The sequence below is a fragment of the Paenibacillus alba genome, assembly GCF_013204855.1.
In the GTDB taxonomy this organism is placed as follows: Bacteria; Bacillota; Bacilli; order Paenibacillales; family NBRC-103111; genus Paenibacillus_E; species Paenibacillus_E alba.
The window spans coordinates 603,908-629,704 of the sequence record NZ_JABMKZ010000003.1 but is presented as its reverse complement, the minus strand read 5'-3'; the positions used below and the strand labels follow the sequence as shown (position 1 = coordinate 629,704).

The 25,797-nt window shown below is 42.7% G+C and carries 29 protein-coding genes; all 29 read right to left on the bottom strand.

The window, feature by feature from the left end; genetic code table 11:
• Positions 1-172: 172 nt before the first annotated feature.
• The 29 genes from HQN90_RS06555 to fliM all read right to left on the bottom strand — a co-directional run bounded on the left by HQN90_RS06555 (position 173) and on the right by fliM (position 25,788).
• Positions 173-1,318 (bottom strand): 1-deoxy-D-xylulose-5-phosphate reductoisomerase, encoded by a 1,146-nt coding sequence (locus tag HQN90_RS06555; RefSeq protein WP_173216977.1) that lies wholly within the window; start codon positions 1,316-1,318, stop codon positions 173-175.
• Between the two features lie 23 nt (positions 1,319-1,341).
• Positions 1,342-2,136: a phosphatidate cytidylyltransferase gene (locus tag HQN90_RS06550; RefSeq protein WP_173216976.1), complete on the bottom strand. Its 795-nt coding sequence runs from the start codon at positions 2,134-2,136 to the stop codon at positions 1,342-1,344.
• 89 nt (positions 2,137-2,225) lie between these two features.
• Positions 2,226-2,999, bottom strand: a complete 774-nt coding sequence (locus tag HQN90_RS06545; RefSeq protein WP_173216975.1) for an isoprenyl transferase — start codon at positions 2,997-2,999, stop codon at positions 2,226-2,228.
• Positions 3,000-3,060: 61 nt separating this feature from the next.
• The gene (gene frr, locus HQN90_RS06540) at positions 3,061-3,615 is read right to left on the bottom strand and encodes a ribosome recycling factor (RefSeq protein ID WP_173216974.1); all 555 of its coding nucleotides are present in this window, start codon (positions 3,613-3,615) and stop codon (positions 3,061-3,063) included.
• Positions 3,616-3,618: 3 nt separating this feature from the next.
• Complete coding sequence (pyrH, locus tag HQN90_RS06535; protein WP_079408959.1) at positions 3,619-4,344, bottom strand: UMP kinase; 726 nt, start codon at positions 4,342-4,344, stop codon at positions 3,619-3,621.
• A gap of 91 nt (positions 4,345-4,435) precedes the next feature.
• A complete protein-coding gene (gene tsf / locus HQN90_RS06530) occupies positions 4,436-5,086 on the bottom strand; it encodes a translation elongation factor Ts (RefSeq protein ID WP_079408958.1) in 651 nt (216 codons plus the stop codon).
• 119 nt (positions 5,087-5,205) lie between these two features.
• Positions 5,206-5,904 (bottom strand): 30S ribosomal protein S2, encoded by a 699-nt coding sequence (gene rpsB / locus HQN90_RS06525; protein WP_056625008.1) that lies wholly within the window; start codon positions 5,902-5,904, stop codon positions 5,206-5,208.
• A gap of 252 nt (positions 5,905-6,156) precedes the next feature.
• Positions 6,157-6,672 carry a hypothetical protein gene (locus HQN90_RS06520; protein WP_173216973.1) on the bottom strand — a complete coding sequence of 172 codons (516 nt, stop codon included), beginning with the start codon at positions 6,670-6,672 and terminating at the stop codon, positions 6,157-6,159.
• Positions 6,665-7,285, bottom strand: coding sequence for a hypothetical protein (locus tag HQN90_RS06515; RefSeq protein WP_173216972.1), 621 nt, complete (start codon positions 7,283-7,285; stop codon positions 6,665-6,667). The genes HQN90_RS06520 and HQN90_RS06515 overlap by 8 nt, the downstream gene beginning before the upstream one ends.
• A gap of 34 nt (positions 7,286-7,319) precedes the next feature.
• On the bottom strand, positions 7,320-7,643 hold the full coding sequence (locus HQN90_RS06510; protein ID WP_173216971.1) for a hypothetical protein: 324 nt from the start codon (positions 7,641-7,643) through the stop codon (positions 7,320-7,322).
• A 19-nt stretch (positions 7,644-7,662) separates the two neighbouring features.
• Entirely contained in the window at positions 7,663-9,072 is a 1,410-nt protein-coding gene (locus HQN90_RS06505; RefSeq protein ID WP_173216970.1) for a DUF342 domain-containing protein, read from the bottom strand.
• Between the two features lie 29 nt (positions 9,073-9,101).
• Complete coding sequence (locus HQN90_RS06500) at positions 9,102-9,890, bottom strand: FliA/WhiG family RNA polymerase sigma factor (protein ID WP_173217077.1); 789 nt, start codon at positions 9,888-9,890, stop codon at positions 9,102-9,104.
• A gap of 21 nt (positions 9,891-9,911) precedes the next feature.
• Complete coding sequence (locus HQN90_RS06495) at positions 9,912-10,343, bottom strand: hypothetical protein (RefSeq protein ID WP_173216969.1); 432 nt, start codon at positions 10,341-10,343, stop codon at positions 9,912-9,914.
• A gap of 1 nt (position 10,344) precedes the next feature.
• Positions 10,345-10,839, bottom strand: a complete 495-nt coding sequence (locus tag HQN90_RS06490) for a chemotaxis protein CheD (RefSeq protein ID WP_079408952.1) — start codon at positions 10,837-10,839, stop codon at positions 10,345-10,347.
• Positions 10,836-11,423: a chemotaxis protein CheC gene (locus HQN90_RS06485; RefSeq protein ID WP_216855237.1), complete on the bottom strand. Its 588-nt coding sequence runs from the start codon at positions 11,421-11,423 to the stop codon at positions 10,836-10,838. Before HQN90_RS06485 ends, HQN90_RS06490 begins: the two co-directional genes overlap by 4 nt.
• 36 nt (positions 11,424-11,459) lie before the next feature.
• A complete protein-coding gene (locus HQN90_RS06480; RefSeq protein ID WP_173216967.1) occupies positions 11,460-11,921 on the bottom strand; it encodes a chemotaxis protein CheW in 462 nt (153 codons plus the stop codon).
• A 27-nt stretch (positions 11,922-11,948) separates the two neighbouring features.
• Positions 11,949-14,024, bottom strand: a complete 2,076-nt coding sequence (locus HQN90_RS06475) for a chemotaxis protein CheA (protein WP_173216966.1) — start codon at positions 14,022-14,024, stop codon at positions 11,949-11,951.
• A gap of 51 nt (positions 14,025-14,075) precedes the next feature.
• The gene (locus HQN90_RS06470) at positions 14,076-15,191 is read right to left on the bottom strand and encodes a protein-glutamate methylesterase/protein-glutamine glutaminase (RefSeq protein WP_173216965.1); all 1,116 of its coding nucleotides are present in this window, start codon (positions 15,189-15,191) and stop codon (positions 14,076-14,078) included.
• Between the two features lie 48 nt (positions 15,192-15,239).
• Positions 15,240-16,109: a MinD/ParA family protein gene (locus HQN90_RS06465; RefSeq protein WP_173216964.1), complete on the bottom strand. Its 870-nt coding sequence runs from the start codon at positions 16,107-16,109 to the stop codon at positions 15,240-15,242.
• A complete protein-coding gene (gene flhF / locus HQN90_RS06460; protein WP_173216963.1) occupies positions 16,106-17,431 on the bottom strand; it encodes a flagellar biosynthesis GTPase FlhF in 1,326 nt (441 codons plus the stop codon). The genes HQN90_RS06465 and flhF overlap by 4 nt, the downstream gene beginning before the upstream one ends.
• Complete coding sequence (gene flhA / locus HQN90_RS06455; protein ID WP_173216962.1) at positions 17,428-19,461, bottom strand: flagellar biosynthesis protein FlhA; 2,034 nt, start codon at positions 19,459-19,461, stop codon at positions 17,428-17,430. Before flhA ends, flhF begins: the two co-directional genes overlap by 4 nt.
• Before the next feature lie 21 nt (positions 19,462-19,482).
• Positions 19,483-20,577, bottom strand: a complete 1,095-nt coding sequence (flhB, locus tag HQN90_RS06450; RefSeq protein WP_173216961.1) for a flagellar biosynthesis protein FlhB — start codon at positions 20,575-20,577, stop codon at positions 19,483-19,485.
• Positions 20,578-20,591: 14 nt separating this feature from the next.
• Complete coding sequence (gene fliR / locus HQN90_RS06445) at positions 20,592-21,392, bottom strand: flagellar biosynthetic protein FliR (RefSeq protein ID WP_173216960.1); 801 nt, start codon at positions 21,390-21,392, stop codon at positions 20,592-20,594.
• A 12-nt stretch (positions 21,393-21,404) separates the two neighbouring features.
• A complete protein-coding gene (gene fliQ, locus HQN90_RS06440) occupies positions 21,405-21,674 on the bottom strand; it encodes a flagellar biosynthesis protein FliQ (RefSeq protein WP_079408943.1) in 270 nt (89 codons plus the stop codon).
• 26 nt (positions 21,675-21,700) lie between these two features.
• Positions 21,701-22,474, bottom strand: coding sequence for a flagellar type III secretion system pore protein FliP (gene fliP, locus HQN90_RS06435; protein WP_079408942.1), 774 nt, complete (start codon positions 22,472-22,474; stop codon positions 21,701-21,703).
• Positions 22,471-23,100, bottom strand: a complete 630-nt coding sequence (locus tag HQN90_RS06430) for a flagellar biosynthetic protein FliO (protein WP_173216959.1) — start codon at positions 23,098-23,100, stop codon at positions 22,471-22,473. The genes fliP and HQN90_RS06430 overlap by 4 nt, the downstream gene beginning before the upstream one ends.
• Before the next feature lie 47 nt (positions 23,101-23,147).
• Positions 23,148-23,510, bottom strand: coding sequence for a response regulator (locus HQN90_RS06425; RefSeq protein ID WP_028558282.1), 363 nt, complete (start codon positions 23,508-23,510; stop codon positions 23,148-23,150).
• A gap of 24 nt (positions 23,511-23,534) precedes the next feature.
• A complete protein-coding gene (gene fliY / locus HQN90_RS06420; RefSeq protein WP_173216958.1) occupies positions 23,535-24,800 on the bottom strand; it encodes a flagellar motor switch phosphatase FliY in 1,266 nt (421 codons plus the stop codon).
• Complete coding sequence (gene fliM / locus HQN90_RS06415) at positions 24,790-25,788, bottom strand: flagellar motor switch protein FliM (protein WP_173216957.1); 999 nt, start codon at positions 25,786-25,788, stop codon at positions 24,790-24,792. The genes fliY and fliM overlap by 11 nt, the downstream gene beginning before the upstream one ends.
• Positions 25,789-25,797 lie beyond the last annotated feature (9 nt).

Below are 25,797 nucleotides of genomic sequence, written 5' to 3'. Positions count from 1 at the left end.
TATGGACAGCATGTTCTTAGATTACCATTATTGAACGGCTGAATACAAGCTATGCCCATTTAGCACAGTATACGAGCAAGAAGTTTGAATTAGACTTTACGTTCCTATGTATCCAGACTGCTGATTAAAAAAAGAGCAGAGCCAAACTCGCTGACTTTAGCTCTCAAGTGACCTAGAATTGAATGGATGCCGCACAATCTCTTGACCATAAATCTTGTTCGTGTATGGCATCTAATGAAGGAGTTGGAATCGAATCATGCTTCTGCAAAACAGTTTCAATGATCTGTTCAATTTGCAAAAACGTAATTTCACCGTTGAGGAAACGAGCGACAGCGATTTCATTCGCCGCATTATACACTGTTGGTGTCGTACCGCCTTGTTTGCCGCTCTCAAATGCCATTCGCAAACATGGGAAGCGTTCAAAGTCCATTTCCCGAAAATGAAGCTTGCCGATCGCTGCCAAATCTAATTTCTTCGTTGGCGTTGGATATCGATCCGGGTATGTTAAAGCATATTGTATCGGGACGCGCATATCAGGATTGCCCAACTGCGCGATGACGCTGTTATCCACAAATTCAACGTAGGAATGAATCACACTTTCAGGATGTATAAGGACATTAATTTGGTCATAAGAAAGACCGAACAACCAATGGGCTTCAATCACTTCTAGCCCCTTATTAACCATTGTGGCGGAATCAATAGTAATTTTGGCCCCCATAGACCAATTCGGATGCTGCAATGCTTGCTCAACCGTAACGCCTTCCAAATCAGCACGTGAGCGATCCCGGAAGGAACCACCGGAGGCGGTGAGTGTTATCTGGGCTATTTGCTTATGGTTCTCGCCATTCAAACATTGAAAGATAGCGGAATGCTCACTGTCGATAGGCAGCAAAGCAACACCTTTTCTCCGTGCTGCATCTGTTACAATATGCCCTGCACTAACTAAAGTCTCTTTATTCGCAAGTCCGATATGCTTGCCAGCCTCGATAGCAGCCATTGTCGGCTTTAATCCTTGGCTTCCAACCATTGCAGTCACAACGAAATCAGCATCTGTAGAAGCAGCTACTTCCAGCAACCCCTCTTGACCATACCATACCTTGGTCGCGGAGCTTACTTGACTAGACACTTTCTCAGCCAATTCCTTCGTCGCTACAGAAACGACTTTCGGATTAAATTTTCGAATTTGTTCAATTAGTAATTGACTATTATATCCACCTGATAAGGCTTCTATTTGAAATTGCTCTGGGGCATGCGCAACAATATCTAGCGTTTGTGTGCCGATAGATCCTGTAGAACCCAAAATGGCAATCCGTTTCATTGTGTTCCACCTCACAGCTGCATTTAGTGGGGAATCATTCCGAGAAAATGAATAAATGGAAATACGATCAACCAACTATCCATTCGATCGAGTACGCCACCGTGACCGGGCAGTAATGTTCCCGTATCTTTAATACCTTTTACTCGCTTATAGGCAGACTGTATCAAGTCACCCACTTGTCCTACAACGGCAATGACGAATCCAAGAAACAAAGCTTGTCCGAATCCGAGCAAATCAGAAGCAAACCAAGCAAACCCGAAAGCGACAATCATCGAAATCACAACGCCGCCTACAGCACCTTCAATTGATTTCTTAGGGCTGATTTGAGGCCATAACAGATGTTTCCCGAGTTTCGAACCGACGAAATAAGCGCCAGAGTCCGATGCCCAAATACAAACAAACACAAGAATGGTCCAAAACAAGCCATGGTCACCCAAACGGGCGGCAATCATGTAATAAAAGCCGAAGCCGATATATACGACTCCCAATAAAATCACCGATACTTGATCAATCGTTATTTTATTTTTGGATGCGACTGTAATGAAAAGCAGCAGAAACATACCCAGCCAAATAACGGCTGACGATGAAAGAGGCAAAGAAACACCAGCTAATTCCCAGGGAATCGTTATGTATAACAAAGCAAGCAGACCTACTGCACCTGTTAATTTATGCTTGGTGAATCCATTCATCTGTATATATTCACGATATCCTAGTATCGAAAGCAATACGATCAATCCAGCATACCAATAGCCACCCAAAACCAATAACGTAATGAATAAGAAGCCAGCAATGACTCCAGTAACGATCCTTTGTTTCAAGCTGAGTCCCCCTAGATGAACAACTTTAATCGCTAAAGCAGCTCAACATCTAGCGTTATACGGGAAGAAGGCTTGGTTTGATTTAATACTTAAATGCCTCCAAATCGTCTCCCGCGGCGCTGATATTCAGCAATGGCTTGTAAAAATAACGACTCTGTGAATTCCGGCCAGTACGCATCCGTGAACCAAAGCTCCGAATAGGCTAGCTGCCACAGCAAAAAGTTGCTAAGTCTCAATTCTCCGCTAGTGCGAATCAATAAATCCGGATCTGGCAAATCAGCTGTCAGCATGTATGAAGAAAACTTGGATTCATCCAAATCCTCTGCTTGCAACTTTCCACTTTGAACGTCACGAATGATGTCCTGTACACCAGCAATCATTTCTTTGCGGCCACCGTAATTTAAGGCAAAGTTCAGAATGAGTCCTGTATTATTCTTCGTTCGTTCGATGGCTCCCTCGATTGCTTTAAGCGTAAAATCAGGCAAGCCTTCTTTCCAACCGGTCATCTGAATACGAACATTATTTTCGATTAACTCTTCGATTTCAAGTGGAAAAAATTCTTGGGGAAGCTTCATCAAAAAATCCACTTCATCCTTTGGTCTCTTCCAATTTTCAGTCGAGAAAGCATACATCGTCAACACTTTGACCCCGATCTCATTCGCAGCCATTGTGATTTTCTTAACGTTCTTCATTCCCGAATGATGACCTGCTACGCGAGGCAATCCTCGTTGCTTTGCCCAACGCCCATTGCCATCCATAATAATCGCTACATGCGCAGGTACTTTGTCTAATTCAATGTCCTTTAATCCAGCAGAAGCCTGCTTATTTCCACCTAACCATTCCTTAACTAGCTTGAACACCATTGTTCCTCCCAACTAGGGAAAGATGAAAAACCCCCAGCGAATACCCGGGGGCATATCTATCTTATACTTCCATGATTTCTTTTTCTTTAGCAGCCAAAACTTTCTCAACTTCAGCTACAAATTTATCCGTAAACTTCTGGATATCTTCTTGATGTTTGCGGGACTCATCTTCTGAAATCCCCGCTTTTTCAAGCTTTTTAATTTCATCGTTTGCATCACGACGAATGTTACGAATTGCGATCTTCGCTTCTTCGCCGAATTTCTTCGTCATTTTCACGAGATCAGCACGACGCTCTTCTGTAAGAGCAGGAATCACAATACGAATAACCAACCCATCATTGGATGGTGTTAGTCCAAGATCTGACTTCATAATTGCTTTTTCAATTGAAGTCATGGAGCTTTTATCCCATGGTTGAATAAGCAAGGTTCGTGAATCTGGCGTTGTTAAATTCGCAAGTTGATTTACAGGCGTCATCGCTCCGTAATATTCTACTTGGATGCGGTCTAGTAACGATGGTGTCGCACGACCCGCACGAAGCGAAGTCAGGTCTCTTTTAAGAGCACCAATGGCTTTGTCCATCCGATCTTCTGCATTCTTTTTCACTGCTTGTGGCATGATTTAGACACTCCCTTTAACTGTAGTCCCTATTTTCTCGCCAAGGACCACTCGTTTGATATTCCCTTTTTCTGTAATGTTAAACACCACTAATGGGATGTTGTTATCCATACAGAGGGAGGAAGCGGTGGAATCCATGACACCAAGGTTGTTGCTGATGACTTCCATATAGGTTAACGTCTCGTATTTCTTAGCTGTTGGATCTTTGAATGGATCTGCCGAATAAACGCCATCCACTTTGTTTTTGGCCATAAGAATAACTTCCGCTTCAATCTCAGCTGCTCTTAAAGCCGCTGTCGTATCCGTAGAGAAGTAAGGATTCCCTGTGCCTGCCGCAAAAATAACAACTCTCCCCTTTTCGAGGTGACGCATTGCTCTTCTACGAATGTATGGCTCAGCAACTTGCTGCATCGTTATGGAAGACTGCACACGGGTTGGCACTTCGATATTCTCCAAAGCATCCTGCAGAGCCAGAGAATTCATTACCGTAGCCAGCATTCCCATGTAGTCTGCCGTTGCACGGTCCATCCCTTTCTCACTGCCAGCAATTCCCCGCCAAATATTGCCGCCACCCACAACAATGGCTACTTCTACATTCAATTCCACAACGTCTTTTACCTGTTGGGCAATGGATGTAATGACTTCCGAATCAATGCCGTAGCCCTGCTGACCTGCCAAGGCTTCGCCGCTTAATTTTAGCACTACTCTTTTGTAAAAAGGTTGACCCAACTTGTTTACCCCCGTTTCAATGCATGAACCAACAATCTCTTATTGGCTAAAAAAGAAGGAACACCAAGTGTTCCAACTTTTTAAAAATCTATTATAGGTTAACTTGGGACATTACTTCTTCCGCAAAGTTCTCTTGTTTTTTCTCGAGGCCTTCACCTAGACCAAAACGAACGAAACGACGAATGGAGATGTTCTCGCCGATTGCCGCGATTTTCTCGTTCAGCAATTGGTCAATCGTTTTGTCTGGATCTTTAACGAATTGTTGTTCCATCAAGCAGAACTCTTCGTAGTATTTCCCGATACGGCCTTCAACCATTTTGTCGATGATTTTCTCTGGTTTGCCTTCGTTAAGAGCTTGGTTACGAAGAATTTCTTTCTCTTTCTCCAAAGCTTCTGTTGGCACTTCTTCACGACGTACATAAGTTGGGTTCGCTGCTGCAATGTGCATCGCGATATCTTTGCAGAAAGTTCTGAATTGATCCGTTTTACCAACGAAGTCAGTTTCACAGTTGATTTCAACAAGTACGCCTACTTTACCGCCAGCGTGAATGTAAGATTCAACAGCGCCTTCTGTAGCAATACGTCCAGCTTTGTTAGCTGCTGCGGAAAGACCTTTTTCGCGAAGCAATTCGCCGGCTTTTGTGATATCACCGTTAGCTTCTTCTAGTGCTTTCTTACAATCCAACATACCTGCGCCTGTTTTTTCACGTAATTCTTTCACTTGTGCTGCTGTAACTGCCATTGAAAGAAACCTCCCGTTAGTTGTTATTGTTGATGCTATGTAGCACACATTGATTCTTTAAAAAAAGGGTGGTGACAGGCTGTTACACCTTCCAACCACCCTTTTCACGTTCCTATAGATTAAGCTGTTGTTTGTTCGCCTTGGTGTGCTTCGATCACTGCGTCAGCAATTTTCGCTGTCAACAATTTAACGGCACGAATCGCATCATCGTTACCTGGGATCACGTAGTCGATTTCGTCCGGATCACAGTTTGTATCAACGATACCAACGATTGGGATACCCAATTTGCGAGCTTCTGCAACAGCAATACGCTCTTTACGTGGATCGATAATGAAAAGTGCGCTAGGCAGACCTTTCATGTTCTTGATACCGCCCAAGAATTTCTCAAGACGCTCTTTCTCTTTGCGAAGAATGATAACTTCTTTCTTAGGAAGAACTTCGAAAGTGCCGTCCTCTTCCCATCTTTCAAGAGTTTTCAAACGGTCAATACGCTTTTGAATCGTTTGGAAGTTTGTTAATGTACCACCCAACCAACGTTGGTTGATGAAGTACATGCCACAACGTTCTGCTTCTTCCGCAACGGAATCTTGCGCTTGTTTTTTCGTTCCTACGAAAAGAATCGTACCATTATCTTCAGAAACGGATTTAACAAAGTTGTAAGCTTCCTCAACTTTTTTAACCGTTTTTTGCAAATCGATAATGTAAATACCGTTTCTTTCTGTAAAGATGTACTTGTCCATTTTCGGATTCCAACGACGTGTTTGGTGACCGAAATGTACGCCAGCTTCTAAAAGCTGTTTCATGGAGATAACTGCCATCCCCAATCCCTCCTCTAAAATGGTTTATTTGGTATCCGCCGCCTGTCGCATCTTTGCATAAAACTTACCTAAGTAAGCACCATTATGCAAATTGACGGGCGTGAGTTTTTAACACCGTGAATAAATATACCACAACTCAAATCCCTATGCAACCTTTTGTCATGAACGGATTTTCTCACAACTTATGCGGTATTCAAGTACCTAAACGAACAAAAAAGACCTCTAAAAGAAGAAGATCCATTTGTAAGCATACTATTGAGCTGTAAGTAAATTGGCAACGATTTTGGGCATATCCATTACGCCCTCAAAAGAGTGAAAACCGATTTGAAGCTTCGTATTGCCGCCTTGTTTCTCCAACTCGGTGACGAAAGCTTTACGATCCGTTATGATGCCTGATTTCACTAATAAATCACTAACCGCAGTTGCATCCAAATTAGGCTGCACATAAAGAATGATTTTGGGGCTGCCTTCAGGGACAGTCGTTTTGGGTTGATCTTTGGGCTTAGCTGCTGCTATTCGTTCAGCCTCATCCTTCACTTTCTGCTGAACGACAGTGTCCAACTCTGCTTGTGTATACATTTTGACACTTTTATCAAATACTTGATAGTATTTTGAGGTTTCATCCTTCAATTTCTGAGGATCCATCTCCTCCATCGCCAATTTCGCCTGACCTGGAGCACTTGCGCGAACAGACATTACTTGTAGAAGCAAAGCCCCTATAATAATGCCAATCCCAATACCCAAAATAGTTGAACGATTCTTAAACACGAGCCCTCTCCTCCTGTTTCGCAAGCTGAAGGATCAAACTAACCTCGCCTTTATTCATTCCTAATTGCTTAGCGATGGCTTCTACGCTTTTCCCTTGGTCGTGTAAAGCAAATAACTCCGTATACCTGCTTTTCATACCCAATCCCATATAGACGGGCTCTTCCACGATTTCCTCCGCGGGTACAGGTAAGAAAGAAGCTTCCCCTTGTTCTGACTGTATAGATGAAGCGGAAGCGGGCAGATCAGGATTGTTTAGGCTCCCAATAAGACCCTGATTCTCAGAATCAACATGGGATTGATGACTAACTTGCTGATTTACATGTACTTTCGTCAATTCCTGCGAAAGCTCATGCTTTTGCTTCTCCAATGATTCCAATCTGCCAGCCAGTTTGGCAAGCTCCACTTCATAATCTTGCTTTGTTTTGGAAAAAAGGTTAAGCAGAGACTGATTTTGCTCATCCATTTCAGCAGCAAAGTGCTCGATCGTCTCCTCAATTTCTTGAACGACATTGGTTTTGTTCGACAATGCCGCTTGCTCCTTGGGGAGAAAACGGGCGTATACAAGGATGACTAAACCTAGAAGAACGACATACATCCACGGCTGCATAGCCATTGGGTTCACCTTTTTCTATAAGTAAAATAGCGGGTTACAGAGATAAATCGATATGATGGCCTTTATAAGGGTGATCCGGCGAATGGTGAGACTCGGTGCTGCCGGTTTCAAGATTGTTTTTATTCTTGAACTTCCGTTTGGAAGCCTGCTGCTTGTCTCCGCCCTGATCTTTAATATCTGCGCGATCGCTCTTTTCAAGTTTGCTGCTGCGATGACGATCTTTCTCCGTATTAATCAGAGACTGATGCTCTAAAATGGCTTCATCCTGCCTAGGCTTTTGCATGAGCTGGTTTTGCCGAATACCGGCTTCATCGTTTTTGTGTACAGCGAGTTGTAAATCAATGGCTTTAAAGCTCATCACTTACCCACTCCTTCATTTACACATAGGTACTCATTGTAATATCGCCATCACTTAATCGGAACGTCATCCGGTTCGTTGGATCTTTAATAAATTTCGTATAACGGCCAATCACGATCTTCGTTCCGCCATAAACGGTTGATAAAACTTCAACTTTGGCCTTTTCAGAATCTTCCAACGATTTTTCAATCTCAAGGATTCGTTCCTTAATCGTGTTTTGTTCTTCCACAGCTTGCTTTTTCGTATGATTAAGTTTAATCCGCATGGCTACTTTATCAGGCGTTAATTGCCCGGCGGCCGCTAAAGCATCCAACAAGGTAAGCGCTTTATCGGTTTTATCCATGTTTTCCATGTACACGCGATGTTGATTGCGCAAATTGATCATCTCATTGCGCAGCTCAGGAAGAACACCTACCTCAACAACGGTTGCCGTAGACATCGTATTCCCAATCGTACGCGCTGTTACGCGCTCTCCGGCTTGAATGGTGCCACCGACGATAAGCCCCTTGGACCCACTGCATATGACAGCCTTACCAGCTCTGACCGTTGAATGCATGATACTTTGAGACACTAATAATTCTCCCGCAACTTCAATAGTTGCGTCTTGTATAAAAGAGCTTTTGACATTTTTCCCAGCTTTGATATGCGCTTTATTTTGCCCGACAATACCCGCATTAATTTCAACTGAACCTTCCGCTTCAAGCTCTGCCGCTTCAACTCCACCTGTAACGCGGATATCCCCCGCTGCACGAATTTTGAAGCCTGGCAGCACGTTGCCGCGGATCACAACCGTACCTACAAAATCAATATTCCCGATGCTATAATCAACATCGCCATTGATTTCATACACAGGGAAAACGTTGATCTTATCACGATCGGTTCTCACCACCATGCCGTCAATTGCTGAATAGAGAGTCATTTGCTCCGCATCTACAATAACATTCTTACCTAATTTAAATCTTGCTTCCTTGCCCGCCTTGGCAAAAAGCGTTTCGCCCGTCACTGCTCGTCCAGCCATACCTTCCGTCGCCAGAAGGCGCTGCCCGATCAGCTGTCCTTTTCTTACATTATGTAGTGTTACAACTTCTTTATAATTGACCCTGCCGTCTTCCAGCTCAAGCGGTTTTTTTTCATCTTGATCAAACGCAAAAATATATGTAATCGTGCCGTTTTGTCCATCTTGGGGCTTCGTACCTGCTGCTATCACTACTTTTTGGTGATAAAACAGTTTTGGATCTGCTGCAATTTGAGCAATAAGCTGCTTATTTAAACCATGCACGATACGATTTTTTTGAATAAGGTCTTCCAATTGACCTACAGTTAATTTGAGAGTGTCATCTATATTGCTAATTAGCAACTGGGCAGACAACTTGTCGTCCGAGACGGAAATACTGATATAGTAATCTAAAGGCATGTTCCTCTCAAGCATGGAATACCACCTTTCTCCAACAAATTTGGTTATGAATCCTGAAATAGTTGATTTTTAAATCTTCCTAATACTCCTTTTAGACGAAGTATCGCTTTGGAATGTAATTGGGAAATACGCGAAGGAGACAAACACATCACTTCTGCAATTTCACTTAATGAAAGTTCTTCAAAATAAAATAAGGAAACAACCGTTCTTTCTTTCTCCGTCAAACGCTCAATCGCTTTGGCCAAAGAATCCTTTAGATAAAACTCATTGACTTGAAATTCAGGGTTTTTAGCCTTTTCATCAACTAGCAAGGAAAGACGTGTTTCTGAGTCTTCTTCGCGAATAGGATCGTCAATTGAACAAACCGTTGTAATCGAAATATCTTGAAGCATTTGTTGAAAGTCGGTCTCGCTGACTTGCAAATAAGCACTGATTTCCGCATCTGTTACCGAACGAAGATACTGCTGCTCCAGCTTCTGATAAGCATCCTCAACTTTTTTGGCCTTTTCTCTTACTGAACGCGGTACCCAATCACCTTGACGCAATCCATCAATGATAGACCCTCGGATTCTCCATGAAGCATACGTTTCGAATTGCAAACCGCGAGCGTAATCAAATTTCTCTACGGCATCAATAAGTCCCATCACACCAAAGCTGGACAGATCCTCTTTCGAAACACTTTTGGGAAGTCCAATTGCAAGTCGGCTTGAAACATAATCAACTAAAGGCAAGTAACTTTCAATAAGCGACTGCTTAGCTGGCACCCAGCCTTCTTCCTTCCACTGCTTCCATAGCTCAAGATTAGCTATTTGCGATTGCTTTTGTTCAATCATCATTTTGTTGTTTCACCATCCTTAATCTTCAGACATTCGCCTTAAAGCACCAGCCAGTTGTTCAGGGTCTAAATTATTCTTGGTGACTAGCTTTGGTGGATTCAGTGGTGAAAATTGCATATCAGTAGCCGTTGAAACGTTGTTGTCTCCAAGATTGGCTTTCATCATCTGGCGTGTTTCATCGTCCAAATCAGGTGTTGTCAGATCAAGCGATTGACCAACAGGCGAATCCTCAGCAGGTAAACTTTGAGCCGTGCCGACTGCAGCATGCTCAGCTCCAATCATGAGACCTAATACCCATCGAAAACCAAAACTCAATACGAATAAAATAAGAAAGCTGTAAACACTTTTGAGACAGGTGGAAAGCAATAAGTTATTGCCAATGGATAAAGCAAATGTAAATATCCCTGCTACGGTTGCTACAATGAGATTAATGCGTATGGTTCCAATCATATTAAATTTCCTTCACTCCTAATTGGACACTTCGAATAACCAGAATGCCTGTCTCGCTAAGGAACTCTATCGTACGACCATAATTGGCCCCTGTATCCTCAGCGAGAATCGGAATCTTGTATTTATTCAACATATCTTTACAGGATTCTACATTTCTCGGGCCAATTCTCATCGTATCATTATTTCCAGCAAATGCAAACATCTGCGCTCCACCAGCTAATTTCGCTTCTAGTCTGCTTACCATGGCACCGAGTTTTTCCATTCGTGAGATTAACTCAGGAATAGCTGTATCCGCGTATTTAGCAATGTTCAGCGATCCTTCACGAGCAATTTCTGATGAAGGCAGCATGACATGGGCCATACCTGCCACTTTTACGCGGCTATCATACAAAGTGACACCTACACACGAACCCAGCCCTGTTGTCTTCAGCACACCCGATTGGTGAGCAACATTCAGGTCAGCCATTCCTACTTTAATCAGATTATCCTGAATCATGAAGACTCGACCCCTAATGCGGAAAATATTTTGCCAAACGATTCCGGATCAGGAATTAGGAAGAAATGTCCTTGTACTTCATTATCCCCCTCCATAAACTTGGTATCAATGAGCAAAGCCTGATCTCCCATTTGACCAAATTGCAACAAACCATAGCTTAATATCGCACCGGCCATATCAATGGCTAACGCCGGAACTGTCGGCTGCATATTCAAGTTCGTAAAATCAGCTAATGAAGATAAGTAGGAACCAGCAAGAATATTGCCAATTTCATTCAAAGCTGATAATTCAAGCTCTGAGTACTCTTCTTGATCCTGAATGTTTAAGCCAATCAGATCCCTTAAAATATTTTTGGCAGCATCCAAATCGAGAATAAAAAACATGTTCCCAGGAGCATCGCCATCCACGCGTAAGAAAATAGCTAAAACAACCGTCTCCGCACCGCCGACACTTTCACATATCTCTTCGAATGGAAGCATTCGCACCTTGGGCACCAGCATATCAATTGGCTTATCCAATAAAGTAGATAGGGCGGTCGCTGCATGACCCGCACCTATGTTGCCTACTTCTTTGAGAACGTCCATTTGAAAATCGGCTAAATGACTAAATACATCCACAACCTATTCCTCTATTCTTTCCAGCTGTTGAATTTCATTACGATCCAGAACCTGCTCTAAATTAAGCAAAACTAGCAATCTTTGTTCGCCTACACGAGCAATCCCATCCAAATATTTGGCTTTAATGCCGCCAACGATCTCTGGTGGATTATCGATATTGTCAGTATCCAAATCAATAACATCGTTTGCGGAATCTACGATTAAACCAACCTCGAAATCACCGGCCGAAACAATGATAATCCGTGTAGCATCCGTCGTCGGCAGCTCACTAAGCCCAAATCTGGAACGGAGATCAATAATAGGGATCACGACACCACGCAGATTGATCACACCTTTAATAAACTCAGGTGCTTTCGGTACACGTGTCATAGGCTGCATTCTTTCGATTGTTCTTACTTTCTCGACTTCCACGCCGTATTCTTCCGTGCCAAGTGCAAAGACAATAACCTTTTTCTCTTCTCCCATTGTGAATGCCTCCTTAGATTTAAATGATTATTTAATCAATGCATTAGGGTCAATAATCAAAGCAACTTGTCCATCCCCTAAAATCGTTGCGCCAGATATGGCAAAAAGTCCGGATAAGTATTTACCAAGTGTTTTGAGAACAATTTCTTGCTGGCCAATAAATTCATCGACCATTAAGGCAACTTGTTTATCGCCTTTGCGCACAACAACAATTTCGGTTTCTTCTTCCAGATCTTCATTGAAGTCAGGCACATTGAACAAGGTGCTAAGTGAGACGAGTGGAATAACCGAGTTGCGATAATCCACCATTTTATTGCCATGAATGTTGCGAATTTGTTGCTTTTGAATCGCAGATGTTTCTACGATAGATGATAATGGAATGGCGTATTTCTCACTGCCCAAACGCACCAACATCGCCGAAATAATTGACAATGTCAACGGCAACTGAACAGAAAACTTACTGCCTAGTCCTGGTTTGGAATCTACTTGGACATGTCCGCCTAGCATTTGGATTTTGGTCTTCACGACATCAAGTCCAACACCACGACCTGAAATATCTGAAATTTTCTCCGCCGTGCTGAAACCAGAAGCGAATAGTAAATTATACACTTCCATATCGCTCAATTTTGCAGCTTGCTCCGCCGTTACAAGACCGTTCTTAAGCGCAGTTTTTAGAACTTTATCTCGATAAATGCCTTTGCCGTCTTCTTCAATTTCAATAAAGACATGGTTTCCACTATGGAATGCACGCAGCTGGATTGTACCGTGCTCACTTTTCCCAGCTGCTAGACGATCACTGATGGATTCAATGCCATGATCGACCGCGTTACGAAGCAAATGGACAAGCGGATCTCCAATTTCATCAATGACGGTACGATCTAATTCCGTTTCAGCCCCTGTAATGACTAAATCCACTTTCTTATCTAGTGATTTGGCTAAGTCTCTGATCATCCGAGGGAAACGATTAAAGACAGAATCCACAGGCACCATGCGGAGCTTCAAAACAATATTTTGCAAATCACTGCTAACTCTAGACATGTGCTCAACAGTTTCCGTAAGATCATTCCGTTTAACTTCAGATGCTAATTGCTCAAGACGCACACGGTCAATCAAAAGCTCGCTGAACAAATTCATAAGCGCATCGAGACGTTCAATATCAACCCGGATTGTCCGACTTGCTACTGGAGCCCCGCCTGCTGCTGGTTTTGCTACAGCTGCCGCCGGCTCAGCCTTAGGAGCAGTCTCAGTTGCAACTACCGGAGCTGTTGCAATTACAGCAGCAACCGCAGCTGCAATTTCTTGTCTAGCCGCTTCTACTTCAGTTCGGGGACGGGATAATTCGGCTAATGATTCCGTATCTACAGTGATGATCACAGCAGAGTGTATCTCAGAAACATTCAGAATCTCTTTTTCGAGAGTTCCTTGATCAACCTTAGAAATGAAATACAAGGAGAAGGAACGATCGAACTTCTCTTGTTCAATTTCTTGAACAGATGGCGTCGCTTTGACGATTTCTCCCATTCTCTCTAACGCATCGAACACCATGTAGGCACGCGCTGCTTTCAGCACGCAGTTGTCATTCACGGTTACTTCTACATAAAAAACTAGAAATCCTGAATCAATCGACTGCTGCAAAATGGAATATTGGAACTCATCCACTTCAATTCCTTTTGTTTGTTCCTTAACTGCTGTAGCCGCTACTGGAGCTTGTTCCGTTTTGTACTCACCCGTCACAATGGAACGAAGTGAAACAACAATCGGGGAAACATCTGCTTTTCCTGTCCCACCTTGGATAATATCTTCAACCATCGACTCCAAGGAATCCAAACTTTTGAAAATACAATCAAAAATAAATGGGTTCATTTCAATTTTGCTGTTACGAACAAGATCCAATACATTCTCCATCTCATGTGTAAGGGCTGCAATGTCTTCAAAGCCCATCGTCGCGGACATCCCTTTCAACGTATGGGCGGATCGAAAAATATTATGTACGATACTAATATCTTGAGGGCTGCTTTCTAAACTTAGTAAGTTCTCATTCAAGGATTGCAAATGCTCTTTCGACTCATCGATAAACATGGATAAATATTGACTAAGTTCCAAAACCACACACCTCCAATAGAATCATCATTCAACTTGCTTGCTATCGTTGATCTAATTAAGTACGCATTGAGCTAGTCGAGCAGCTATATCTTGTTGTGGCAGCACATGCATCGCAGCCTGGAGCTCTACGGCAGCTCTTGGCATACCGTAAACGACGCATGTTTCTTCGGACTCAGCAATGGTAGTCGCTACACCGGCACGCTTAAGTGAAAGCATGCCTTTGGCTCCATCGCTTCCCATCCCTGTCATCAGTACGATATGCCGCTTCAATTCACTCATACCAAGCAAGGACTCAAACATGACATCCACCGAAGGACGGTGGCCAGAACGAGGCTCTTCTTTGGTTAATCGAATTTTGTACGTCTTGTTGGAATCTTTGTATGCGATCATATGCCAACCGCCAGGAGCAACATAAGCAGTTGCCGCTTGAAGCACATCTCCCTCTGATGCCTCTACGACACGAATTTGGGAAATGTCATTCAAGCGCTGCGCAAGTGATTTGGTGAAATTAGGCGGCATATGTTGAACAATAAGAATTGGAGCAGGAAATCCTGCAGGAATATTAGAAATTACTTGATGCAAAGCCCTAGGACCTCCAGTAGATGTCCCAATGGCGACAAGATGATCAAAATATGGAGAACCTGCAGCTGTCGTTGCTTTTGGCTCCGGTGGTTTATGTACTCCAACATTGCTTTTCTCAAGCACTTGTGAAGCAATTGGACGAGATAGCAAAGGCTTTTGCTGCAAAGGTTGGAAGGTTCGCATCTTCGTTCGAACGGCCATTTGCAGCTTCTCATGAAGCAATTGCTTCACTTTATATAGGTCAAGGGATATCGATCCTGAAGGCTTTCGAATAAAGTCGACAGCCCCCCACTCCAGTGCTTTAATGGTTTCAGAAGCGCCTTCTTCCGTTAAGGAACTAAGCATAATAATGGGAGTTGGCTGCTCAGCCATAATCCGTTGAAGAGCATCCAAACCATTCATTACAGGCATTTCAACATCCATTGTAACGGCATCTGGTCGCAAGAGCTTGACTTGCTCAATCGCTTCCTGACCATTTTTTGCAGTACCAATAATTTTGTATTGCGGATTTTCCGTTATCAGATCGCTAATAATTTTTCGCATAAAGACAGAGTCGTCTACGACAAGAATGTTATAAGGTGCCATGTTGTTCGCCTCCCTTTATGTGCTTATTCGACATGATTTTCAAAAATCCTATTTCAAAAGTCTCATCATTTTATTTAAAAACCCTTTTACCCCAGAAGTTGGGGCATCAATGACGCGATAACCTTTGATGTAATTTTCTACTAATATGTTCAAACTTCTGGATGCTGCTGAATTAGGAAAAGCAACGGTGAAAGGCACCTGTTTTTTTACTGCTTTGGATACGGAAACATCATCATCCACAAAACCAAGAGAAGGGATATGGATGTTCAAAAATTGTTTGGCTACTAATGAAATTTTATCGGCGGTTTGCTTGCCTTCCTTCATATCCGTCACACGATTGATGATTAATTTAAACGAAACATCATGTCCCATTGAATTCACCATTTTGATAATCGCGTAAGCGTCTGTTATTGAAGTAGGTTCAGGTGTTGTAACAACAAAGGTTTCTTCAGCAGCAAGAATGAACTTGAGGGTTTCTTTCGACAACCCAGCACCTGTATCAAAAATGATGAAATCCACATACCCGTTAAGCTGCATAACCTGCTCAGCAAAGTAATCCAGCTCTTCCTCTGTTAAACGAAGCAAATCGTTGAATCCGGATCCACCTGCAATAAAATCTAAATCATTGCAGCCTTTCTGGATGATTTCCCAGATCGTTTTTTCCTTTTTAAGAAGATGATACAAGTTGTACTTGGAGGAAACTCCCATTAGCACATCAATATTGGCTAGTCCGATATCAGCGTCAAAGACAAGAACCTTGTAACCTTGGGACTGAAGCGTTAATGCAAAGTTCAGCGTAAAGTTTGATTTCCCTACGCCTCCCTTTCCGCTAGTCACGGTAATGATCCTGGTTGCCTTTGTGCCTTTATCATTCTGAATTTGAACCAGGTTCCGTAACCCTTCTGCTTGATCCTTCATGTTCTAGGTTCCTCCAATAACAAATCAATGATTTGCCATTCATTCAACTCCGTTATATCATCCGGTACGCTTTGACCATTCGTTACATAGGAAAGCTGAAGAGAGAACTCATGAACCACGTTCACGATTGCACCGTAAGAATCTGTTTCATCCATTTTCGTGAAAATCACTTTATCCAGCTTGAACTTATTGAAATTATTCGTAATAGCCTTCATATCTCTGTATTTCGTCGTTAAGCTAAGTACTAGAATCGTTTCGCTGTTTCCTTGTGTCTTAAGAAGAGAATTCAATTCCGAAACATACATTTCATTCCTGAAGTTGCGCCCTGCTGTATCCATAAAAATAACGTCGCAGTCCTCTAGATGATGAAAAGCTTTGGATAAATCCTGTGGAGAAAAAACAACTTCAAGCGGGACATTCAAGATAGTCGCATACGTCTTCAACTGTTCAATAGCTGCGATACGGTAAGTATCTGATGTAATAAAACCAACCTTGCGTTGATACTTCAGTACTTGTTCAGCGGCTAACTTCGCTATCGTTGTCGTTTTACCAACGCCAGTGGGACCAACGAAATGAACAACCCGCGTGTCAGGTGAAATTTGTTTATTTGCAGCCGAGTTAAACACTTGTCCCAATTTGGCTCTAACCAACTGCCGCGCGGACTCATCGGTAACAGGTTCATCTGCGAGTTCGAAATCGGCCAAAGTCTCATCAATGATTTGACGAACGAGTAAAGGATCGACCTCTTGATCGTACAATCGCTGCTCAATCTTCTGCAAAGGCTCCGGAAGTTTAGTTGCATCGGCTGCTTGTGTCAGCTTCCGCATCATTTCCTTCATTTGCTTTAGCTCTTCAATCAAATGGTCATCCTTCTGGATAGTCCTATTTGGTGCATGGACGGATACAGGTGAATAGGATTGTTGAGGCACAGGTGCATAGGCTGGCATTGCTGGAGTTTCGATAGCCACTTTCACAGCAACGGGCTCTTTCGCAGAGACAGCCGAAGCAAACACATCAGGCACTTCCGGAAAATCGGACATATGTGCTTGAGCTTTATTCGGCTGTAGCTGATTCATTGCAGGCTGGACTCTTTGTGGTTGGTGCTGTGTGGGGGCAACTCGCTGCTGCGCGCCTGCACCCGAATTAGAATTGGAAGCATCCATAGCTGCAATAACTTCAATCTTCTTCTTGCCAAATAAACCAAGAAATCCGCCTGTGCGAATTTCTTTGGTGTTCAGAATAACAGCATCCTTGCCTAAATCAGTTCTAATTTTTTGCAGAGCATCAGGCATGGAGTCGACAACGTATCTCTTTACTCTCATAAATTGACTACCCCCATGCTCTGAATTTCTACACTAGGTTCTAATTCACTGTAGGATAGAACTGGAATATCTTGCAGCGTTCTCTCTAGCAATTGTCTTAAATACATACGAATCGTAGGTGAAGTTAAAATTACGGGTTGTTGACCGGACTGAATTAATTTGGAAACTTGTTCGCTAACACGATGATAGATAATTTGAGAAGAAGACGGATCTAGCGCTAGATAACTTCCTTGATCGGATTGCTGAACAGAATCTGCAATTTTCTTCTCAACGGATGGTCCTACCGTAATTACTTTGAGAGAATCCCCTAAAGAGGTGAATTGTTGCGTGATCTGTCTGGATAAAGACTGCCGGACGTATTCGGTTAAAATCTCAGGGTCCTTCGTATACGTGCCATAATCGGCAAGTGTCTCCATAATTGTGACCAAGTCACGTACGGATATTTTCTCGCGCAATAATTTAGCCAATACTTTCTGAACATCACCAATGGACAACACGGAAGGAATAAGATCATCAACAAGCGCAGGATACGTTTCGCGAACATTGTCGATGAGCGCCTTTGTTTCTTGTCGACCAAGCAGCTCATGCGTGTGTTTCTTAATAACTTCTGTCAAATGTGTAGCGACTACAGATGGTGGATCTACGACGGTGTAGCCAGAAAGCTCGGCGCGCTCTTTCGTTACCTCATCAATCCACATTGCCGGTAATCCAAACGCAGGCTCCGTTGTTTCAATTCCTGTAATGGAATCATCATCAATACCTGGGCTCATTGCTAAGTAGTGATTAAGTAGTAGTTCTCCGCGGGCAACAGTATTGCCTTTAATTTTGATGATATACTCATTCGGACGTAATTGAATGTTGTCACGGATACGAATCACAGGTACGACGACCCCGAGTTCAAGCGCACATTGCCTACGAATCAAGATGATACGATCCAGTAAATCTCCACCTTGCTGCGTATCAGCCAATGGAATAAGGCCATATCCAAACTCAAATTCAATAGGGTCAACTTGCAGCAACGAAATGACACTTTCAGGACTTCTTACTTCCTCAATTTGTTTCTCTTCAACCATTTGCTCTTCTTTGATCGCTTCCCGTTCCAAATTCTTTTGCATTTTAAAGGCTGCATAAACTAGCAACCCAGCAATCGGGAACGTAGTAAACCAATGAATTGGCGTAAACAACCCGAGCACAACTAACGTTCCCGCAACAATGTACAGCAATTTGGGCTGTGCCGTTAACTGTCTGGTAACATCTTGACCCAAATTTCCTTCAGAAGAGGCACGAGTAACAATAATACCAGCTGCCGTTGAAATTAATAAAGCCGGAATCTGACTGACGAGGCCATCCCCGATGGTTAGAATCGAGAACGTTTCAAGAGCTTGACTGAAAGACATTCCTTTCATGGTCATTCCGATAATAAAGCCGCCAATCAGATTGATGACAAGGATGATAATACCTGCAATGGCATCCCCTTTTACGAATTTACTCGCTCCATCCATCGCTCCATAGAAGTCTGCTTCATTTTCAATTTTCTTTCTGCGTTCCCGGGCTTGAACTTCATTAATTAATCCAGCGTTTAAATCAGCGTCAATGCTCATTTGCTTCCCTGGCATCGCATCGAGAGTGAATCTTGCTGCTACTTCGGCAACGCGCTCAGAACCTTTGGTAATGACAATGAATTGAACCAAGACAAGGATGAGAAACACAACGAATCCCACGACGATATTGCCTTGCGCAACGAAAGATCCAAAAGTTCTGACCACGTCGCCTGCCTCAGCATGTGATAAAATGTTCCGCGTCGTGGATACGTTGAGGGCCAACCGGAACAATGTCGTTATCAAAAGCAAGGAAGGAAAAATCGAGAACTGAAGGGCCTCTTTGGTATTCATAGCTACTAATATAATCATTAACGCTACCGAAATATTAATAATAAGCAGAAAGTCCAGTAAAGGGATTGGCACCGGTACAATCATCATTAAGACAATACAGATAATACCTACTAAAACCACAAGATCCTTGATTTTCATCAGATTGTACCTCCCTTCTCATTAATTCGTTTTGCCCTTCATCTTATATACATAAGCCAGTACTTCTGCGACTGCTTGGAATAAATCAGCTGGAATGGACTCCCCGATTTCCACCTGAGCAAAAATCGCTCGAGCTAGTGGTTTATTTTCCATCGTCATAACGCCATTTTTCTTCGCAACATCTTTAATCTTGAGAGCAACATAGTCGGCTCCTTTCGCAATAACGGTCGGAGCCTGCATGTTTTGGGAATCATATTTCAGGGCTACTGCAAAGTGGGTTGGATTGGTAATAATAACATCCGCCTTAGGAACTTCCTGCATCATGCGCTGCATCGCCATCTGCCGCTGCTTTGCACGAATCTTTCCTTTAATCAACGGATCTCCTTCACTTTTCTTATATTCATCTTTAATGTCCTGTTTGGACATCCGGAGACTTTTCTCGTGCTCATACCTTTGATAAATAAAATCAAATACGGCTAGCACGATGAGAATCGCACCAATCTTAATCCCCAGTTTTAAGGTGAGCGATGCGATAAAAGTGAACGTATTCTCAAGAGGTGTATGGCCAAGTCCTAACAGCTTAACCTTTTCCCCCATCAAAGTCGTATAAACGACAACACCTATGATCGACATTTTCAACATAGATTTGACGAAATCCATGATTGTTCGCATGGAAAAAATCCGCTTAAAACCTTCAATTGGATTAATTTTGTTAAACTTCATCATCAATGGTTCGCCGATGAACAAAAACCCAATTTGAGCATAGTTTCCAATAAAGGCGATTATCACAACAAGTATGAAGATAGGTGCCAGTATAACTATACTTTGCGAAACTAAGTTCACGAATAATACTTGAACATTCCCCATCGTAATATCCATGTTCAGTTGATTCTGATAAACATTTTGAAAAATGCTGATCAGCCTCACCTTCATATAACTACCGAACACGAGAAATGATAAAAAGGAAAAAAGTAAGATGGCTGCCGCAGGCAATTCCATACTTTTCGCGACTTGACCCTTTTTACGAGCATCTTGCCTTTTCTTGGCTGTGGCAGGTTCCGTCTTCTCCCCAGCAAACCATTGTAAATCGAGCTGCAAGCGATATGTCTGGGACACGGCTATCCTCCTATTTAGGGAGATGGTTGCTGTGTACCACTAATGAGTTGGAGCAACTTCTCCATGTGATCAAAAATCGTTGCAAATAAATTTTGAAATTGGGAAATTAATTCTGGAAACAGCAACACTAGCAGGAAAAAACCCAAAATCATTTTTAATGGTGCGCCGATCACAAAAATATTGAATTGCGGTGCCACCCTGGTTAACAGCCCTAAACCTAAATCTGTCAAAAAAAGGGCTGCTACAATAGGAGCAGCAAGTTGGAATGAAAGATAAAACATTTTAGACAACGATTTCAATAGAAAATCCGATATTTCACCGTTATAGATATGAGCGAACAATTGGTTGTCCAGCGGTACCCAACGGTAACTTTCAATGATGGCTCTAATCAAGAAGTGGTGTCCATCAAAGGACAGAAAAAGCAAAATCGCAATCATGTACTTGAGGTTGCCCAGCATCGGAGAGGAAACTCCTGTTAAAGGGTCGATGACACTCGCCATACTAAAGCCGATTTGCATGTCCATGAAGGCACCAGCTGCCTGCACGGCTGTAAAGAAAATATAGGCCAGAAAACCAAGTAAAACGCCTATAAGCATTTCACGAATGATCAACAGAACGTATTCACCGTCCATGGGTATTGGCTTATCCAACCCCATGCTCGCAAAAATAATAAAAGAGATGAATACAGAAAGACCGATCTTGAACATCATCGGCACATTTTTGGAAGATAGCACGGGAACCACGACAAAGAATGATGTAATTCGACAAAAGATAAGCAAAAAAATAGGAATAACCTGAAAAAACATGGTCGTCATATCGCTCACAACCTATCCAACGAATTTGTAAAGGTTGTTGAGTAAGTTAAACGTAAAATCAACCAGTGTATTCATAATCCACGGTCCAAAGATTAAAATGGACAGCAGAACTGCAACAATTTTAGGAACAAAAGCCAAGGTTTGCTCTTGAATTTGTGTTGTTGCTTGAAAAACACTTACCATTAGACCCACAACAAGTCCAATGACAAGCATTGGCGCACTGGCTTTCAGTACGGTATATACTGCTTCACCGGCAATTCGAATAACAAATTCCGAACCCATTTAGTAAACCTCCGATATCTTGATCCTCAACCATAGCTTAGGAGTAATGATTTCACAACAAGGTACCAACCATCCACTAGAATGAACAGCAGGATCTTGAAAGGCAATGAAATCATAACAGGCGGCAACATCATCATCCCCATGGCCATTAGCGTACTGGAAACAACCATATCGATGACTAGGAACGGTATGAAAATCATAAATCCCATCTGGAAAGCTGATTTCAGTTCACTAATCGCATAAGCCGGAACTAACGTAGTGATAGGAATGTCTTCAACACCTGTAGGTGCTTTGGCTTTGGTGTAATCCAGGAACAGCTTTAAATCCTTCTGCCTCGTATGTTTGAACATAAACTTCTTCATTGGCAGGGATGCCTTCTCAAAAGCCTGGGTTTGATTAATTTCCCCCTTCAAATACGGCTGCAGAGCTGTTTGATTAACTTCGCCCAAAGTTGGAGACATAATAAAAAAGGTTAAAAACAGAGCGAGTCCGATTAAAACCTGATTGGGTGGCATCTGCTGAGTTCCCAGTGACGTACGCACGAAACCAAGCACAATTACAATACGTGTGAAGCTCGTCATTAAAATAAGAAAAGAAGGTGCAAGGCTCAAAACGGTTAACAATAATAACAATGTTACCGTATTTGAAGAGCCCGCGGCAGTGCCTCCAGTACCAATATTTACATTTAATCCTGGAATAGGATTATTAGGGTCCGTATCAGCAGCGGAAGCTGTAAGAGATAAAAGAAACACAGAGATTAACACAATCATTAAGGTAAGTACTAATTTTTTTCTCTTCATTCATCATTCAACCGATCTGTTTGTTTTTGATCAGAAAGCCATTCGTGGGCATCTTTATTTCGGTTTGTCACACGCTGAAGCTTGTCGTGAAATACTTGTTGAAACGAAGAAGTGATCTCCACTTCCTCTTCAATGTCCTTCTTTCTGACTGACAGCTTATTGAGCCATTTACTCAGTGTTCCAAACCCCACGCGATCATCCTGTGAGGACGTAAGCAATTCCGAAATGTAGGCTACTTCATCGGCGTCATTGATCTTATCCAGCAGCTGAATGTTCTCACCGACGCCAACCACGAAGAGCGAATGTCCAATTTCAACAATTTGAATCGACTTATTTTGCCCAAGGGGAACTCCTCCTAAAGAGCGAATCGAGTTCCCAAACATGGCGCCTTTATTTCTCTTTGCAACATATCTGATAAGTACGAAGAACAAAAGAATGATCAATACGAGAAAGAAAATGACCTTGACAATCATTCCAAAAGAATCAAAAGAGTCGGTAGTCGGAAAATCTGATGCTGGGAGACCTTGTCCCGGCTCTGTTTCAGCAAAGCTCGGTGACGCAGTAGACAACATCGCGGCTACACTGAGTAACATCATTGACAGTTGTTTCGATTGGAGTCTTCTCATAATCACATCCCTTTCGGTTTATGTAAGACTCAATCGAACCTAACGGTTTAACCTAGAGTCTTTTTGATAGCTTCGATAACACGGTCTGCTTGGAACGGCTTTACGATAAAGTCTTTGGCGCCAGCTTGAATGGCATCAATAACCATAGCTTGCTGCCCCATTGCGGAACACATGATGACTTTAGCATTAGGTTCAATCTTCTTAATTTCTTTCAATGCTTGAATGCCATCCATCTCCGGCATTGTGATATCCATTGTAATCAGGTCTGGTTTTAATTCTTTGTACTTCTCAATCGCTTGTGCGCCATCATTTGCCTCGCCACAAACCTCATAACCATTTTTGGATAAAATATCACGAATCATCATTCTCATAAACGCTGCATCATCAACAATAAGAATACGGTTAGCCATGAATAAAGTCCCCCTAGAATTAAATTATTGTAACTTTTGAATTCGTTCCCATTGATTCACAATGTCCGTAACACGAACCCCAAAGTTTTCATCGATGACTACGACTTCGCCTTTGGCAATTAACTTATTATTCACTAAGATATCAACAGGCTCACCTGCCAGCTTATCCAATTCAATAATAGACCCTTGTGACAATTCCAAAATATCTTTAATCACCTTATGAGTTCTGCCTAATTCTACGGTTACCTTAAGCGGTATATCCAGTAGTAAATTAAGGTTTGTATCATCTGCATGTGACATCGAACTGGATTGTAAATTCCCGAATTGAACAGGTTGAACATTTACATTGCGATTCGGCATCCCACCGTATGCTGCCGGAGGCTGCTGATACATTGGCTGCTGAGGTGGATACATCGGCTGTCCCATAGGTGGTTGCTGGTACATCGGTTGTTCATACATCGGCTGCTGCTGTTGTTGTTGATACACCGGCTGCTCATAAACGGGCTGAGCAGGTGCAGGAGGAGGTGTATGAACCTCTTGCATCGGCGCGGAAGGAGCAGGTGCTTGCACAGCTGGAGCAGCTTCCATCGCAGCATCAGAACCATCTCCACCCATTAGGATCGAAACCATCTCTTTGGCGAAAGGAACAGGCAATAATTGCATGATGATCGAATCGATAAGATCTCCAATGATGAGTCGGAACGATATCTTAATAAATACGTCCTCATCAGGCAATTTTCCTTCTCCTTTCGACAAATTTAATATGTCGATTCCAGGAGGTGAGATATTGACAAATCGATTAAAGATTGTAGACATGGATGTTGCCGACGAACCCATCATCTGATTCATCGCTTCTTGCACGGCACTGATATGAATCTCACTGAGATGTTCATCACCGCCCGTACCGTCTCCACCCATCATTAAGTCCGCAATAACTTGGGCATCGCTAGTTTTGATGACAAGCAAATTAATGCCATCGAAACCATCAACATAGTTAACATGAACGGCTACATGCGGTTTAGGAAACTGCTCTTGCAATTCCTCTTTGCCGATAACCGATACTTTCGGTGTCGTAATGTCAACTTTCTTGCCAAGCAAGGTCGAAAGAGCTGTAGCTGCACTGCCGAAAGTGATATTTCCAATTTCACCAAGTGCATCCTGCTCTAACGAAGATAAATAATCTTCAACTCTTGGAGGCCCGTGATAAGAAGAGGCTGAACTATCGTCCGATGAATGTCTCAATAAAGCATCGATCTCTTCTTGGGACAAATAATCTCTGTTATTCGTCATAATCTTCTTCTCCTTCATTTACGATTTCTGTAATCTGTACAGCCATCTTCCCTTTTAAGGTACCAGGGCTTCCGAGATATTTCAGCTTCTCGCCCACTTTGACTTGAAGCGAATCTTCGACGGATTTATGCAGGGGAATAACATCGCCAGCGGTTAAGCCAAGAAAATCACGTATCGTAATTTCAGATGTACCCAATTCTGCAATGAGAGGCAACTTGGTTTTTTCCAAGCGCGATTGAAGTGCTTCCACTTCTTCAGGTGCTCTCGTCTTTTTCTGGGAAACGAACCAGTGATGAACGGAGAGACGTGGCATAATCGGTTCGATGACCACATGAGGGATACATAGGTTGATCATCCCTGTTGTATCACCGATTTTGGTACTGAGTGAAATCAGTGCAATCGTTTCATTGGGCGAAACAATTTGCATAAACTGCGGGTTGGTTTCAAGTGCCTCTAATCGAGGCTGAATATCAATAACGGTCTTCCATGCTTCTTGCAAACTATCGAAGGCTCTGCTAAAGATACGTTCCATGACAATGGTTTCAATCTCGGTTAAAGCGTTAATTTTGGTTGGGGTAGTCCCTGCACCGCCCAACAAACGGTCCAACATAGCAAAAGCAACATTGGGATGAACCTCAAGCACCATTCGACCCTCTAAAGGCTCCGCTTCAAAGATGTTCAAAATGGTCATTTTCGGGATCGAACGAATAAATTCGTCGTAAGGTAGCTGTTCCACCTGGACAACACTAATTTGTACGAAGGTACGAAGTTGTGCAGAAAAGTACGTTGTTAAAAATCGCGCAAAGTTCTCGTGAATCCGGGTTAAGCTTCGAATATGATCCTTAGAGAAGCGTACCGCTCTTTTGAAGTCATAAGCCCTTACCTTCTTCTGCGTATCCTCTTTTTTAAGTTCATCCGCATCCATTTCACCTGAGGACAATGCAGCTAGCAAGGCATCGATCTCATTTTGCGACAGAACATCAACCATTCGAGTCAC